Raw genomic sequence first — 15,895 nt, forward strand, 5'->3', positions numbered from 1 at the left:
GAAATCTATACAGTAGTTAAAATTAAAACGTTACTGAACGATTAATTATTTCGAGTGTCGGCATCATATATCTATTATATAAACCAATTTCCCTTATAATATATTCAGTAATAATCAAATTGTTATTAATAAGGCGTGCACTTGTAAAGTAGTATTGTGTTTCTTCCTCAACTTTAAAACTTTTTCGGATAAATTCATCGGTTACTTTTAAATCATCATAAGCTTCATACCCACCTTCATTAACAAATCGGTCAAAAAGATTCAATTTTAACTCTTCAAAAAATTTTTTGTTGATGTTTTCTCCTTTCCATTCTTTTTGATAGCTAGCAATGGAAATACTTTTTTTTCCATTTTCCGTTTTTGCCCTGAACTTATCACTCTCATATGGAATAAATTCTATGGGGAGCTGAATCGTTAATAAGTTATCAATTAAATAAGGTTTTAGTTCCAACTGAAATTGGAAATTCCCTTTATCTGCAGGAGGAACTACTAATTCCTTACCTTTTTGCTTTTTCTTAAAAAATGAAAACATATGGAATGATTTTTTATTGGGTTAATCGCTTTAATTCGTTCAGTTATTCTTGTCTTTTTTTTAACGTAAATTATACTTTACCAGTTGGTAAGAGGAATTGTGTCAGGTATTGATGCATCCCGTATTTAAGAGCTCATGGGTATTTGCTATAAATTTTTGTGCTGCAATTTGGGTTCTAAATCTTCGTATTTCTACCTTTTTCGTTTTTCCATTTTTATCAAAAAGTAAGGACACAGCATAACCAATTGGGATTACTGTAAAATGATGTTTGGTAAATTCGAAATTTATAAAGTCAGAAAACTGGTATTTTCGATTGTAAAATCCCAAATCTTTTACTTGAACTTGCTGAATGGAAGGACTGATCATTATTTTTCTAAACAGTAATATCCAGGAGAGGAATGCTGGGAGTAGCGTAAAAATGAATAAGAATAAATAAGGGGGGGCGTCAATTTCTTTATCGATAATGCTCATCAACAATAAATAAATATTAACCGTGATAAACAGAAGTTCAACAAGAAAAGTCATCCCTAAAGGTTTCTTTAGGATGTATTTCTGATTCGAAAATTTATAAAATTGATTGCTCATATGTTTTTATTTTCTCTAAATAATATCATACTCCTTGTCGCTGTATTGTAAAAGCATATTCTAATACTAGGATAGCTTAAAATCTCCTTTTTAAAAATAGGTTTTTAAAAAGGTAGATTTTAAGAGCATTTACAATTCGTTAGGAATGATTTATGATTCGTAAATGTTTTTGTAGTAGCTATTATTATGCTTAATCTAACTAAATGTTGGAATCTTATTTAGATCTAAAAACACACTTGATGTGTCTTCTATCTATTAGCGAATTTTTTTGGCTTCCAATCCGATTCGTCACACAAAAAAGGCTAATCTTACGATTAGCTTTTTGTTGTAATTCGGTTGCGATAAGTTGTGTCGCACAAGATCCGTATGCATACTTTCTGCTTTATATAATTGTTACCTTGGACAAATTGATATCCCATAGACCTTTAAGTCCAGCATAAGTCAACTTATCCATTATGGCACCGTCAAAGCTGACGGTTTTGAAGTCTCGGTAAGATTTGTTTGTTATGGAAAAAGGTAGACGGAATGACACATTCCTGAGCGTCGCTCCCGCAAACGAAACATCATTTAGTGCAGACTTGTCAAATTGGACATCGATGAAGGTGTGCCCGTCAAAACGCATTCCTCGCAAGTCAGAATATTTAAAATCCACATGGTTAAAAATACAGTTATCAAAGATTGTTTTTCTAAGATCAATCATGGTTAACCTTACGTCAGTCAGTTTTACATCTGTAAATTTTGTTCCGACCAGTAACGACTTGTTGAAGTCGGTACGTACGAGTATGGATTTATGGAAGCTTGCATTCGCAAGGTCAGTGATGGAAAAACTACAGTCTGTTAGATTTGCTCCATCAAAATTGGCATCGTGTGCATCGCTAACCTCAAAAGAGCTGCCTGTTAAATCGGCATTGGTAAAGTCGGCTCCATATAATGGGGTTGCTTTGAACTTTCCTTTGTGTAGCATAACGCCTGCGAAGTCACTCTCTTGCAGATTGACTGCATTGAGGTTTATGCGAACCTGATGCTCTTGGGTATTTATTGGTTGAGTATCCTCTTGTATCGTTTGTTCCATGTCGCTACTAGGATCAATGGGTGTCTTAGAAGCTGTTCCATCGTCCGCGGATTGGAAGTTTTCTGAAAAATAATTCAGATCAACACCCAAAATTTCCGAGAGCCGGTTAAAAGTAATGATGTCAGGACTTGATTCCCCGCGTTCCCATTTTCCAACTGCTTGTGGACTTATAAATAGAAATTGAGCAAGTTGTGCTTGCGATATATTGATTTTCTTTCGTGCTTCGGCAATTTTATTGCCAATCATCTTCGTGTTTAACATAGCCACTATCTTTTAGTTTTTATTTTTTTGACATAACAAAGGTATCTGGGTGTATTTCCAAAATCAAAAAAATACAACTACTTGTGGTTGTCTTTACGTTACTTATAGTTGTTATTAACAAATATAAGCAGTAAAGAGTTGGATTTAAGGTTAATGTCTAACTAAAATAGGTTGATTTTAAGAAGCTGACATAAATTAGTGAATAGAATTTGCAAAGTGTGTGCAAGAACACTTTTTTGAAAAGAGTGAAATTATAAAGGATTACTATAAAACGGAAAGCATATTACATTCTGGGTCAGTTGCTCTGTTTGATATTATTAGTAATTCTGTTAATCATTATAATTTTGTCAATACAATTTTGTATGCTGTCCCATTGTAATAATATTCACCATAGAATTTAGTAGGTATAGTGTCATATACCTCTTCAATACCTTCTATAATAAAGTAGTCACTCCATGTCTTCCCCGAAGTTGAGTAACGGTAAAATTTCATTTTCTTATTGTTGTCAGCATATCCGTTTTCTGGTGAGAATTTTGATATTTTTTTAGTTTTGTTATCAATAGTTTTTATTTCACATCCTGCGCTGTAGCCGTCTGCAAGAGTAAATTTTACAGTACTTCTTGGAATTTTACCGCTATAATAAATAGCGTTATAAGCTTTTTGAGAAAAGGCAAAAATTGGTACTGCAAAAATTGTTAAAAATATAAAAGTTGTTTTCTTAGTCATGCCGTTTTATTTAATTAAAGGTGTAAAAAATATAGATGTAATTTTGGTTACATGTAACATCAGTTCGTCTAAAAGCTTGAATTTCAAATTTCCATAAACTTTATTGACTTAAATATAGTTGGTTTGAGCGAGTATAAAAACTAATCTATAATCTCTGGTGTAGGTGCTCGCTATTTCTGCTATCAATAAATCTAATATGAAAAAGAAGCTGCCTGGAAATAGGGCGGAATGAAATTACGAAAATGGGCAATTGGTTTATTACCTAAGTTTTTTTCTTAACCAGTTGCGAACCGGCTCATCATACCATTTCAAACTAGCATAGGCCAAAATAATACTACCAATTAGGATCAACGCCGCATAAGGCCAGGCTTGCACGATGGTTACGCCTTTATGGTTGCTGATCCAGGCGACATAAAAATAGACCAGTGGATAATGTACTAGGTAAAGTGGATAGGAGATATCACCTAAGAATTTGCATATCTTATGCTCAGTCTGGGTATGTATCACACCGCTAGCACCCAGGTAAATAATGAGTGGAAAAATAATAATTATACATATTGATTCGTAGACTCCATTCATCCAAAGATGCTCAGCATCACCTATGCGTGGCATATATAAAACAAGAGCGATTAAGAGGCTGCACCATAAAAAGGCATGCTTAATATGGGTGGGTTTAGCTATTCGTGAAAGTAACAGACCTGCAAAGAAGGGATACATCATCCGAGTAAAACCTATACGTACTTGTTCAAGGTTTAGTGTCCAGCCACCACTGACATCTCCGTTGGGGCTGGTAATGGCTAAATGAGCAAGGGCTATGGCTGCAATCAATACCAAAATACTCAGCGCTGTTTTTGAGAACTTCCTAACGCCGATAGCATACAGGATATTGGCAATGTATTCAAAGAACAATGACCAACCTACGCTATTGAGCGGATGCATTTCTTGCCAACCTCTTATATCCATTGACAAGGGAACAGGTAGAATAGTATAACCGATGAGCATTACCAACAGCATTTTCCAGAAGGGGATGGTATGGATGAACGGCCAGATCGTTGAATCTGTAAAATAGAACCCAATTGCTCCAAGGGTCATCCCTAAAATAACCATAGGCTGAAGTCGTTCGATCCGGCGCTTAAAGAAAGTTCCGATGGTCATTTTATGCCAGCGGTCGTCATAAGCATAGCCGATCACAAAGCCAGACAACAGAAAGAAAAAGTCAACGGCTAGATATCCGTGGTTGACCAAGATATCCAGGTGCCCAGTTCCTAATGGTTCGGTCAGGTGAAAGGTGACAACGATAATGGCTGCTACACCACGTAATCCATCCAATATAGGGTAATGTGGCTTTGCTGAGAGGCTATTATTATTCATTGGTCTTTGGATATGGAACGTAGGGTATAATAGTAAAATGGTTAAAATTTATGCTGTATTCGTTCAAAAAAGCTTTCACACTATCGCTGTGAACTATATTTATTGGTATCGTGTGTTTGATTACCATTATGAGTTTGCTATTTGATTACCATTATGAGTTTGCTATTTAATGAATTTTTAAAATTAAATAAATAACTTATCTGAATTCGACTAAATCGTATCAAAATCCAGACAGATAGTCTCATTTTTACACATCTCTTCGAACCCTATAGACAGAAGAAAAGCTAATCTTACGATTAGCTTTTCTTTGGTGATCCCGCTGGGATTGGCTCAGTCGCTCAATCCCCAAACACTTATCCTGAGCCTCGTATAGATCGAACCCATCCCAACGCTTCTGGGATCAAGATGAATTGTTGGGGGGAATATTAAAAATTTGTTAGTTTAGCATTTTAAATACAATATACTTTGCAAGAGGCTGAACGTAAATTATTATCCTTATTAATGCCTGAAGGGCTTTTAGAATACTTTCAAATTTTAGAGGTCGATCAGGTTGATAATCAACTCCACATTTATTTAGATGAACTTAATATAGTTCCAGCTGGTTTTGAGAACAGTAAGCTGGAGTCGAAAGGTTTTATGCCTTCCACCGAGATTTCAGACTTTCCTATTCGAGGGCAGAAAGTTACGCTACATATTCGTCGTCGTCGTTGGACGGTTCTTGATACTGGAGATATTATCACAAGAGATTGGAACCTCGTACGTGAGGGTGCTCGAATGACAACGGAATTCGGGCTTTTTTTAAAGAAGATATTTGGATAACCATCCTGTAAGCGCCCATTTGGTGGGACTATTTTTTCATGTGGATGGTAAGCAATTACAGGATCAATACAAGAATCATCTCAGTGATTTCCATGACTGGGATCAAAAGCCTCATGCTGAACAATGGATTCTTTTCCCTGAAAACATCTCCGAACACCTAAGCATTGATGAGACCAGTTTTAGTAATGGCGAACTTTATACGATAATAAGTAGCAAATCTGCAAAAGGTAGGAAAGGAACCATTTTAGCCACTATACGGGGCACTAAGGCCGAAGACATCATTACTGTCTTAGAAAAGATTCCTTTACGATCAAGAAACAAGGTTAAGGAAGTGACCATGGATATGGCGCCAAACATGGCCAAAGCTATCCGCAGATGTTTCAGGAATGCTAGACGAGTGGTCGACCGATTTCATGTTCAAAAGCTAGCTTACGACGCTGTTCAGGAGCTTCGAATAAAATATCGTTGGGAAGTATTGGATACTGAAAGTAAGAATATGACGGTATCCAGAAAACAGGGACAAACCTATGAACCTGAGCTGCTAGCCAACGGAGATACTCTTAAGCAGCTTTTAGCTAGATCTAGGCATCTCCTTTTCAAGCACCCAAGTAGATGGACAGAAAGTCAGAAACATCGTGCAGAACTTTTATTCCTGCGGTTTCCCAAACTAAAACAAGCTTACGATCTAGGAATTGCCCTGGGCGATATCTTCAACAAATGCAAAGACAAGAAAATAGCTTTTACCAAGCTAGGCCTGTGGCATAATCAGGTTGAGAATGTAGGAATAATTGGATCAAGATGAATTGTTGGGGGGAATATTAAAAATTTGTTAGTTTAGCATTTTAAATACAATATACTTTGCAAGAGGCTGAACGTAAATTATTATCCTTATTAATGCCTGAAGGGCTTTTAGAATACTTTCAAATTTTAGAGGTCGATCAGGTTGATAATCAACTCCACATTTATTTAGATGAACTTAATATAGTTCCAGCTGGTTTTGAGAACAGTAAGCTGGAGTCGAAAGGTTTTATGCCTTCCACCGAGATTTCAGACTTTCCTATTCGAGGGCAGAAAGTTACGCTACATATTCGTCGTCGTCGTTGGACGGTTCTTGATACTGGAGATATTATCACAAGAGATTGGAACCTCGTACGTGAGGGTGCTCGAATGACAACGGAATTCGGGCTTTTTTTAAAGAAGATATTTGGATAACCATCCTGTAAGCGCCCATTTGGTGGGACTATTTTTTCATGTGGATGGTAAGCAATTACAGGATCAATACAAGAATCATCTCAGTGATTTCCATGACTGGGATCAAAAGCCTCATGCTGAACAATGGATTCTTTTCCCTGAAAACATCTCCGAACACCTAAGCATTGATGAGACCAGTTTTAGTAATGGCGAACTTTATACGATAATAAGTAGCAAATCTGCAAAAGGTAGGAAAGGAACCATTTTAGCCACTATACGGGGCACTAAGGCCGAAGACATCATTACTGTCTTAGAAAAGATTCCTTTACGATCAAGAAACAAGGTTAAGGAAGTGACCATGGATATGGCGCCAAACATGGCCAAAGCTATCCGCAGATGTTTCAGGAATGCTAGACGAGTGGTCGACCGATTTCATGTTCAAAAGCTAGCTTACGACGCTGTTCAGGAGCTTCGAATAAAATATCGTTGGGAAGTATTGGATACTGAAAGTAAGAATATGACGGTATCCAGAAAACAGGGACAAACCTATGAACCTGAGCTGCTAGCCAACGGAGATACTCTTAAGCAGCTTTTAGCTAGATCTAGGCATCTCCTTTTCAAGCACCCAAGTAGATGGACAGAAAGTCAGAAACATCGTGCAGAACTTTTATTCCTGCGGTTTCCCAAACTAAAACAAGCTTACGATCTAGGAATTGCCCTGGGCGATATCTTCAACAAATGCAAAGACAAGAAAATAGCTTTTACCAAGCTAGGCCTGTGGCATAATCAGGTTGAGAATGTAGGAATAATTTCATTTGAGAGTGTAGCAAGGTCAATAGCTGCACATCATCAATATATCTTACATTACTTCGATAACAGAAGTACAAATGCATCTGCAGAATCCTTCAATGCTAAACTTAAAGCTTTTAGAAGTGTATTTCGCGGAGTAAGGGATACTACATTCTTCTTATACAGAGTGATGAAATTATATGCTTAAAAATATGATCCCCCAACTTTTCGGTATGATCCGAATAATTTCATTTGAGAGTGTAGCAAGGTCAATAGCTGCACATCATCAATATATCTTACATTACTTCGATAACAGAAGTACAAATGCATCTGCAGAATCCTTCAATGCTAAACTTAAAGCTTTTAGAAGTGTATTTCGCGGAGTAAGGGATACTACATTCTTCTTATACAGAGTGATGAAATTATATGCTTAAAAATATGATCCCCCAACTTTTCGGTATGATCCCGCTTCTGTTCGAATCCGAATTGTCTTAAACAAGAAAAGCTAATCTTGCGATTAGCTTTTCTTTGGTGATCCCGCTGGGATTCGAACCCAGGACCCATACATTAAAAGTGTATTGCTCTACCAGCTGAGCTACGGAATCTTACTCTTTTTTTGAAGTTTCCTTCTTTGTTTGGAGTGATGCAAAGGTAGAAAAAATATGGATATATGCCAAACTTATCAAAAAGTATGCGTTGATTATTTTGTTACTATTTAGTAATGAAACAATTAATTTTTTATTTTCTTATCTTTTAGCATGTATCATCCGTGGGTTTTGTTGCATATCGTGATATAAATCTACAGTCTTAAAACCTTTTTTACGCAGCATATCGACGGTTTCTGTTCCGTAATACTGATTTATTTCAAAATATAGATCCCCTTCTGCAGATAAATGTTTCAAAGCAAAGGATGCGATCGTTTCATAAAATAATAAGGGTGCTGTCTCTTCTACAAAAAGAGCGAGGTGGGGTTCAAATTCCAAAACATTGGGATGCATTTGCTCTTTTTCTTTGGGGGTGATATAGGGTGGGTTGCTGACAATGATATCATATTGTTGGTTTTGAAAAATATATTCCCACTCTAAAATATCGGCATTAACAAAATTAATAGGTGTATTCAACCGATCTGCGTTGCGTTTTGCAGTAGCAATAGCTTCTTTCGAAATATCCAATGCTGATATATTTGCTTCTTTGAGATGCTTTTTTAATGTAATTGGAATACAACCAGAGCCCGTTCCGACATCAATGATACGAAGAGGTGCTTGATGTTGATGATTACGGATAATCATATCCACCAATTCCTCTGTTTCTGAACGCGGGATTAGGACAAACTCATTGACCTCAAAAACCTCCCCATAGAAATCTGCTTTTTTCAATATGTGTTGAATGGGTTTTTGTTTTACCAACTCTTTTAACAGTTTATTCATTCGAATATGTTGCTCCTCTGATAATTCGAGATCTTTATTTAAACTATATTGTATGCTAGAAAGACCTAAAACATCTTCAATCACCATGAAGAATAAGTTTTTAATCTCCTCTGTATCATAAAATGTCGCTAAATTCTTTTGGAATAAGCTGTGGTAGGTTTGTAATTTTTCCATAGATCAAACTTAGATAAATTTGTTTTACTTACAATATAATTGCATCATATCTAAAACAAATTTATTCGTTCGAGTCTTTTTTATTTATACAATTATCGATCTCTCCTCTATCACTAAGAATTATTTTATAGCAGAAATTTACACTATATCCTATATTTTCTGTTATAGCATTGTTTTGATACTTTTGTATATGAATAAGCACGAGAGCTACATGCGTAGATGCCTTGATTTGGCAGTTTTGGGAGCAGGCACAACAAGTCCTAATCCAATGGTAGGAGCAGTAATTGTCTGCGATGATCGAATCGTCGGTGAGGGTTATACTTCTCCTTATGGAGGACCGCATGCAGAGGTAAATGCTATTCAGCAGGTATTGGATCGTTATGATAGTGATGAGGCTGCGGATAAGTTAAGCAGATCTGTTTTTTATGTCAGCTTAGAGCCTTGTGCTCATTATGGGAAAACACCTCCCTGTGCAGATTTAATTGCCAAATACAAACCAAACAAGGTGTTCATCGCTTGTTTAGACCCTTTTGCAAAAGTAAATGGGAAAGGATTAATGATCTTAAAGGAAGCAGGGATCGCGGTTGAAGTAGGGCTTCTGGAAAGTGAAGCTTTATGGTTAAATAGACGATTTTTTACCCGTGTACTAAAGAATCGTCCTTATATTATTTTAAAATGGGCAGAGACTTCGGATGGTTTTATCGCGAAAGATGGCAAGCAAGTGTGGATAAGCAACAATGCGAGTAAACAGCTGGTTCATCAATGGCGAGCGGAAGAGGATGCCATTTTAATTGGTACAAAGACTGCATTGGTAGATAATCCGAGTTTGACTGTACGAGAGTGGAAGGGAAGCAATCCAAAGCGTATCCTGATTGATAAGTTGCTTGCTGTACCAGCTGATGCTGCTGTATTAAACGAAGAGGCGGAGACGATTATATTTAATGATGTTAAAACAGAATGGAGTGAGACTAATAAGTTCATTGCATTGGAGAACTTTGATTGGTATTTGCCACAAAATATTTTGTATCAGTTATATTTAATGGATGTGCAATCCATTATTATTGAGGGAGGGGCTAAAACTCTTGATTTATTCATACAAGCTGGACTTTGGGATGAAGCACGTATATTTAAAGGGAGGCAGGTTTGGAATGCTGGTGTAAAATCTCCTCAAATAGGAGGGACTTTAAAAGAAACTCTTCAGGTCGCTGATGATCAATTGGAAATTTGGATTAATAAATAATTATTTTAATTGTTTATTGATTTAAAATTATTTTATTATCTTTAGGATATGGCTATTCCTGAAGATCTTTTGCATTTTATATGGAAGTTGCGCCTTTTTCAGACAGACCAATTATTAACCGTTGAAGGCAAGCAAATCACTGTTCTTAATGTAGGTGAGCATAATCGTAATGCTGGCCCAGATTTTCTGTTTTCAAAAATTCGGATCGGAGAAGTGGAATGGGTAGGTAGTGTCGAAATTCATGTCAAATCATCGGATTGGTTATTGCATCAACATCAAGACAATGCGCATTATCATAACGTTATTCTACATGTGGTTTGGGAGCACAATCAAGATATCTTTTATACAGATGGTTCCTGTATTCCTACACTTAGATTAGCAGATTATGTGCCACAAAGATTGCTGTGGCGGTATCAAAATTTAATGAAAAATGCAACTTGGATTCCTTGTGAAAATCAAGTTCAAGACTTGGATAGCTTTAAAACCGAAAGCTGGTTGGATCGTATGACGATTGAGCGAATGGAAGAGAAATCGAAGGTGATTTTAGATTTACTTGATCAATCGAATGGAGATTGGGAGAAAACGTTTTTTATTTGGTTGTTTCGAAGCTTTGGATTTAAAGTCAATGCTGAAGCTTTTCAAGAATTAGGAGCAAGATTACCACTTTTATTGCTAAAAAAATATCGAAAAGATACTCTTAAATTAGAGGCTATAATTTTTGGACAAGCAGGTTTTTTAAACCGTACTTTTGAAGATGCTTATCCTTTGCAGTTACAAAAAGAATATGTATATCTACAGAAAATTTATCTGTTAGAAGACATATCATTGCCTTTGAAATTTCTAAGAATGCGTCCTTATAATTTTCCAACGATTCGCTTAGCACAATTGACAAGTTTAATGCAAGAGGGGGTTCATCTCGAACAGATATTAAATTTGCAACATCCACGTGATTTTCGTCTTATGCTTGATCAGATCCAAGTAGCTCATTACTGGCACACGCATTTTAATTTTGAAAAACAAACTTCTTCACCCCATACTTGTCAATTGAGTAAACGGAGTCAAGATGGTTTGATCATTAATGTGGTTGTTCTATTTACTTTTGCTTATGGTTTGTATTTTAAACAAGAGGCTCGAAAGGAAAAAGCAATTAAATGGTTAGAAGATTTGCCAGGCGAGAAAAATAGCATTACTCAAAAATTTGAAAACATTGGAATACGAACCGTGCATGCCGCACATTCTCAAGCTCTTTTACATATAAAAAGCAGGTACTGCGATCGAAAACAATGTTTGAGTTGTGGAATAGGTGTAGAACTATTGAAACGATAAATTATTGCACTTTCAGTATTTCGGCAATCTCACTATACCCTTTGGATGCTGCAAAATCAGAAGCTGTTTTACCATTTGTTGATTTTAATTCAATTTGAGCGCCATTTTCCAGAAGTGAAACAATTAATTCAATATTTCCCTGTTGAGCAGCCAGATGGAGCGCAGTAATACCTGTGTTTTGTTGCTTGTTTACATTTGCGCCTGCCTCGATCAATAATTTGGTAATAGCTATATTTTTATTAAAAAGAGCAATATGAAGAGGGAAAAGCTGTTCATCATTTTGAGTGGGGATATCTGGATCTGCTTTATTTGCAAGTAATAAACGAACGGTATCTTCTTTATTAAAATGTGTTGCTAAAGCCAGTGCTGAATACCCATGTGTCGATATTTCATTCACGACTTTAGGCATTTGTTTGATCATCTCTTCTATGTAATTTATTAAACCAGTGGCAACTGCCTCATGAATATTTAATCCTTGGTTATGCTGTAGGAGTACCCGAATAATTTGCGGTTTATGAAAATAGCAGGCTAATAATAACGGAGAAATACCGTGGCTAGTTCTTTCTAATATTAAATCAGGATTACCGGTTAAAAGTAAATCTAAATCTCTGCTATTTCCTGATTCGATATATTCTTCTAATATACTTAAGCTCATTTTAGTTTTATTCGATCGTAATGTGGACTAAAATAGAAAAAATATACGAAGAGGATCAATAAAATGATAAATAAATTTCTTTAAAGTAATTTTCAGCTAATTCGGTTTATATGTTATTTAAACGATGACTTATAGACTATTTTTATCAATATTTGTAACAAAAATATAGCGCATACAGGGTTTTTGTAGTCGTTTGTTTACAGGTTTACTTATTGGTTACAAATTTGTTTTTAAATATTGTTTGGAATTGTACATTTGTAATGCCCCTCCCAAAGGGCATGTTTTTCATAGGTAGATGTAGGCTCGAATATTTCTTATTCGAGCCTTTTTTATAGCTTTGTTTTTTAAATGAAATTATGGCTAGAAAAATTGTAGTGGCAATAACTGGGGCAAGTGGTTCCATATATGCAAAGGTTCTACTGAATCGACTGATAGAATTAAAAGATCAGATCAGTGAAGTTGGTATCGTGATGTCTGATAATGCCAAGGATGTGTGGCAAGAAGAGTTGCAAAATCAGGCTTATAATAATTTCCCTTTTCAATTTTATAGTAAGAATGATTTTTTTGCTCCATTTGCGTCTGGGTCTGCTCGCTATGATACGATGATTATTTGTCCGTGTTCTATGGGTACGCTAGCGCGTATTGCGCATGGTATTTCTTCGGATTTAACAACTCGGGCAGCAGATGTGATCTTGAAAGAAAGAAGGAAATTAATTCTTGTGACAAGAGAAACGCCTTTAAGTCTTGTGCATATACAAAATATGAAGCTCATTACAGAGGCTGGGGGGATTATATGTCCTGCATCTCCATCATTTTATAGTTTGCCAAAGACTTTTGATGAGCTGGCTGGAACGGTTGTCGATCGTGTATTAAGTTTAGCAGGTTTTGATTTTGATCATTATCAATGGGGCAAAGAATGAACAATACAGACATGAATATTTTCTAAAATTCAATAAAGAATCGATACTATTTTGTAACTTTGTTTTTTGAAATGAAGCAGTCTAAAGCTACACGTGTTAAAAATTGCCCTTCCTCTAATATTCAAAGAGAAAACTTGTTATTTTTATGGAATGCCTGTAAAGGAAAGATGACGTTATGCCCTAAAATTGCAACTCATTATTACTATTCAAATCCCATAATTTCAACTTCTTAAGCATATGAAAAGCGTATTAATTACTTCAGTAAAAGTGGTTTTGCCAGGAAATGAATTTGACCAACAGGTGGTTGATGTATTCATTGAAAAAGGAAAAATTTCAAAAATTGCAAAATCCATTGAAGTCGCTGATAAAAACATAGAAATAGTAGACGGTTCCGGAAATATTCTTTCTGGCGGTTTTTTTGATTTAAATGCCAATTTTGGCGAACCTGGATTAGAAACGAAAGAAGATATTGCTTCGGGATCAGCAACAGCAGCAGCGGGCGGTTATACTGCAGTAGCGGTTATGCCCAATACGGAGCCAGCTATTCAAAGTCGTGCAGAAGTAGCGTTAATTGTGAATACAGCAAAAGGCAATTTGGTTGATGTTTTACCTATTGGTGCTGTGAGCAAAAAACGAGAGGGTAGTGATATGGCAGAGTTGTATGATATGAAACAGACGGGTGCTATTGCTTTTAGTGATGGCAATCGAAGTATTCAGCAGGCTGGACTGATGAGCCGAGCTTTATTGTATGCGCGAGGATTTGGAGGTTTGATCATAGCTCATGCTGAAGATGCTTCCATGGCAGGTGGAAATAAAATGAATGAAGGAATTATGAGTACTTATTTGGGTATGAAGGGTATTCCCAATCTAGCAGAATCTTTGATGGTTTCTCGCGATTTGTACCTCGCTGAATATACAGAAGCTCCTATTCACTTTACTTCCATTAGTACGGTAGAGGCTGTTGACTTAATTAAAAAAGCGAAGTCAAAAGGAATTCGTGTGACTTGTGACGTAGCCGCGCATCAATTGGTATTTACAGATGATGATGTAGTTGGATTTGATAGCAATTATAAAGTAAATCCACCATTGCGTACCAAAAATGATGCAAAAGCGTTAATAAAAGGATTAAAAGATGGCGTGATTGATGCCGTGGTATCACAACATACGCCACATGAAATTGAATTTAAAGATGTGGAGTTTCACATTGCAAAAAATGGTATTATTGGTTTACAAACCGTATTACCGTTGTTGATTAAAGCGGGATTGAATGAAACGCAAATCGTAGAGAAATTAGTTGTAAATCCGCGTCAGATTGTGGGATTGCAAGTTCCTAAAATCGAAGAAGGTGAACTAGCGAATTTAGTTGTATTTAATTTGGCTGAAACTTGGAGATTCGATCAACAATCAAATAAATCTAAATCAAGAAATAGTCCGTTGTTTGGAGAAGAGTTGAAAGGTAAAGTTAAATTAGTGATCAATAATGGTCAAATCATAAAAAATTAAAGGATGGAAGCGAATATTAAATCAGCTGTTGCAGCAGGTATCAGTACATATGGTAGAGTAGATAACATCGATACAAAAACAGCGTTTTTAGCGAGAGTTGAAACTGTTTTTGATACCGACGGAAAATACATTGATAAATTAGCTTTATTAGATGAAGCATTTGATGACTATCCACTATTTGATGAATTAAGAGAAGTATATGTCGATTTATTATTGATGAATTTTTTCTCTACAGATGTTCAAAAATTAGAAGAAGATTATCTAGATTCTGAGGAATGGGAAAAAATTGAAGATGAGACGATCGATCGTGGTACAGAATTGTTAAATATATTTTTGTATTTACGTGAGTGTAAGGATGATGAAATTGAACCAGACTTGGACGATTATTTAAAAGAATTCTTGTTGGTTGACGAAGATGAATTTCAAGATGAGCATGAGATTTATGAAGATATTATTGCTAACCAGATTCTAGTAGAAAGTACCTTTGCCGAAATTGCAAAAACAGCAAAAACAATTCAACCAGGCACAGAAGTATATGAATTGTTCTATGCTATCTTAAGTTTCTTCAGTGAGATTAATCCGAATGAGGCACAATTTGCTGAATATGAGTCTCAAAGTGGAAATAAAGCTTTTGATGCAGCAATTTATCAGATCATCGTTAACTTTTACAAAGGATAATGGAAGTTGGTGTAGATAAAAACAGCAAGATCACGAGTATCCTATATGGTGTTGTATTAGGCGTAATTTCTTTTGTTTTAGGATTATGTTCCATTTATGTGGTAAGACCACTAGAAGGGTCTTTTTTATTACAATACACCAATCCGTTTTTTAATTTCATTTTATTTATTGGGGTTACTGTTGTATTGACTTTTTCTCTACGGAAAAAAATGGGCGGTTTTTGGGATTTTACCAAAGCGTTGAAATGCATCTATATTATGCTTGTCATCAATCATTTAATTGCTTCTGTAGGTACTTTTTCTTATTTAACGTATGTTGAACCTACGATTCAGGAAGAAAATTTCCATGTCATGATGAATGCTCGGATTGAAAGTATGGAAAAGAGTACTGAGTTTGCAAATGAAGAAGAGAAGCAGAAAACAATAGATACCAATATTGAACAGATGGAAAAAGATAACGAATCTGTTGCAACGATGACATTTGGAGCGCGAGTGAAAGGTTTTATCATTACATTGTTACCTTATTTTTTGTTTGCGGTTTTATTGGCAGCTTTGACCAAGAATGGTCAAAAGAGTTTGGGTAATCCTGTAGTTTAAAAAGAATAAATTAAAAAAAATTAATACAAT

Annotated in this window: 17 protein-coding genes, 1 tRNA gene and 1 pseudogene; 11 read left to right on the forward strand and 8 right to left on the reverse strand. The window is 35.7% G+C overall.

All coding sequences use genetic code 11. The features are described from left to right. Positions 1-22: 22 nt before the first annotated feature. From LZQ00_RS04105 to LZQ00_RS04125, 5 genes are all read right to left on the reverse strand, one after another. The gene (locus LZQ00_RS04105; protein WP_234512166.1) at positions 23-532 is read right to left on the reverse strand and encodes a hypothetical protein; all 510 of its coding nucleotides are present in this window, start codon (positions 530-532) and stop codon (positions 23-25) included. 102 nt (positions 533-634) lie between these two features. Beyond that, entirely contained in the window at positions 635-1,117 is a 483-nt protein-coding gene (locus LZQ00_RS04110) for a hypothetical protein (RefSeq protein ID WP_234512168.1), read from the reverse strand. A gap of 382 nt (positions 1,118-1,499) precedes the next feature. Further along, a complete protein-coding gene (locus LZQ00_RS04115) occupies positions 1,500-2,450 on the reverse strand; it encodes a pentapeptide repeat-containing protein (RefSeq protein WP_234512170.1) in 951 nt (316 codons plus the stop codon). Between the two features lie 336 nt (positions 2,451-2,786). After that, positions 2,787-3,176, reverse strand: coding sequence for a hypothetical protein (locus tag LZQ00_RS04120; protein WP_234512171.1), 390 nt, complete (start codon positions 3,174-3,176; stop codon positions 2,787-2,789). A 258-nt stretch (positions 3,177-3,434) separates the two neighbouring features. Next, complete coding sequence (locus tag LZQ00_RS04125; RefSeq protein WP_234512173.1) at positions 3,435-4,547, reverse strand: acyltransferase family protein; 1,113 nt, start codon at positions 4,545-4,547, stop codon at positions 3,435-3,437. A 465-nt stretch (positions 4,548-5,012) separates the two neighbouring features. Here LZQ00_RS04125 and LZQ00_RS04130 point away from each other — a divergent pair, with 465 nt between their 5' ends. The 5 genes and pseudogenes from LZQ00_RS04130 to LZQ00_RS04150 all read left to right on the forward strand — a co-directional run. Beyond that, positions 5,013-5,366 carry a transposase gene (locus tag LZQ00_RS04130; protein ID WP_234509126.1) on the forward strand — a complete coding sequence of 118 codons (354 nt, stop codon included), beginning with the start codon at positions 5,013-5,015 and terminating at the stop codon, positions 5,364-5,366. Continuing rightward, positions 5,359-6,168 carry a transposase gene (locus tag LZQ00_RS04135; RefSeq protein ID WP_234512175.1) on the forward strand — a complete coding sequence of 270 codons (810 nt, stop codon included), beginning with the start codon at positions 5,359-5,361 and terminating at the stop codon, positions 6,166-6,168. The genes LZQ00_RS04130 and LZQ00_RS04135 overlap by 8 nt, the downstream gene beginning before the upstream one ends. Before the next feature lie 56 nt (positions 6,169-6,224). Beyond that, entirely contained in the window at positions 6,225-6,578 is a 354-nt protein-coding gene (locus tag LZQ00_RS04140) for a transposase (RefSeq protein ID WP_234509126.1), read from the forward strand. Further along, complete coding sequence (locus LZQ00_RS04145; protein WP_234509124.1) at positions 6,571-7,554, forward strand: transposase; 984 nt, start codon at positions 6,571-6,573, stop codon at positions 7,552-7,554. Before LZQ00_RS04140 ends, LZQ00_RS04145 begins: the two co-directional genes overlap by 8 nt. Positions 7,555-7,591: 37 nt before the next feature. Then, positions 7,592-7,780: pseudogene (locus LZQ00_RS04150) on the forward strand (transposase); the annotation flags it as partial. A gap of 95 nt (positions 7,781-7,875) precedes the next feature. On the opposite strand, the gene LZQ00_RS04155 reads toward LZQ00_RS04150, so the two are convergent. Together LZQ00_RS04155 and prmC are read right to left on the reverse strand one after the other, a co-directional pair. Then, positions 7,876-7,951: transfer RNA gene (locus LZQ00_RS04155), tRNA-Lys, on the reverse strand. A gap of 141 nt (positions 7,952-8,092) precedes the next feature. Continuing rightward, positions 8,093-8,947 carry a peptide chain release factor N(5)-glutamine methyltransferase gene (gene prmC, locus LZQ00_RS04160; RefSeq protein WP_234512176.1) on the reverse strand — a complete coding sequence of 285 codons (855 nt, stop codon included), beginning with the start codon at positions 8,945-8,947 and terminating at the stop codon, positions 8,093-8,095. Positions 8,948-9,137: 190 nt separating this feature from the next. On the opposite strand from prmC, the gene ribD reads away from it, so the two are divergent. Together ribD and LZQ00_RS04170 are read left to right on the forward strand one after the other, a co-directional pair. Next, a complete protein-coding gene (gene ribD, locus LZQ00_RS04165; protein ID WP_234512178.1) occupies positions 9,138-10,187 on the forward strand; it encodes a bifunctional diaminohydroxyphosphoribosylaminopyrimidine deaminase/5-amino-6-(5-phosphoribosylamino)uracil reductase RibD in 1,050 nt (349 codons plus the stop codon). A 48-nt stretch (positions 10,188-10,235) separates the two neighbouring features. Beyond that, positions 10,236-11,513: a DUF2851 family protein gene (locus tag LZQ00_RS04170; protein WP_234512180.1), complete on the forward strand. Its 1,278-nt coding sequence runs from the start codon at positions 10,236-10,238 to the stop codon at positions 11,511-11,513. A gap of 1 nt (position 11,514) precedes the next feature. On the opposite strand, the gene LZQ00_RS04175 is transcribed toward LZQ00_RS04170, so the two are convergent. Further along, positions 11,515-12,168: an ankyrin repeat domain-containing protein gene (locus tag LZQ00_RS04175; protein WP_234512182.1), complete on the reverse strand. Its 654-nt coding sequence runs from the start codon at positions 12,166-12,168 to the stop codon at positions 11,515-11,517. A gap of 356 nt (positions 12,169-12,524) precedes the next feature. Between LZQ00_RS04175 and LZQ00_RS04180 the strand changes: the two genes are divergently transcribed. From LZQ00_RS04180 to LZQ00_RS04195, 4 genes are all read left to right on the forward strand, one after another. Further along, positions 12,525-13,088 (forward strand): UbiX family flavin prenyltransferase, encoded by a 564-nt coding sequence (locus LZQ00_RS04180; protein WP_234512184.1) that lies wholly within the window; start codon positions 12,525-12,527, stop codon positions 13,086-13,088. A gap of 237 nt (positions 13,089-13,325) precedes the next feature. Further along, positions 13,326-14,591: a dihydroorotase gene (locus LZQ00_RS04185; RefSeq protein WP_234512186.1), complete on the forward strand. Its 1,266-nt coding sequence runs from the start codon at positions 13,326-13,328 to the stop codon at positions 14,589-14,591. Positions 14,592-14,594: 3 nt separating this feature from the next. Then, positions 14,595-15,269: a hypothetical protein gene (locus LZQ00_RS04190; protein ID WP_234512187.1), complete on the forward strand. Its 675-nt coding sequence runs from the start codon at positions 14,595-14,597 to the stop codon at positions 15,267-15,269. Next, on the forward strand, positions 15,269-15,865 hold the full coding sequence (locus LZQ00_RS04195) for a DUF4199 domain-containing protein (protein WP_234512189.1): 597 nt from the start codon (positions 15,269-15,271) through the stop codon (positions 15,863-15,865). Before LZQ00_RS04190 ends, LZQ00_RS04195 begins: the two co-directional genes overlap by 1 nt. Positions 15,866-15,895: the final 30 nt, after the last annotated feature.

Origin of the sequence: Sphingobacterium sp. SRCM116780 (assembly GCF_021442025.1) — a bacterium.
Classification (GTDB): domain Bacteria; phylum Bacteroidota; class Bacteroidia; order Sphingobacteriales; family Sphingobacteriaceae; genus Sphingobacterium.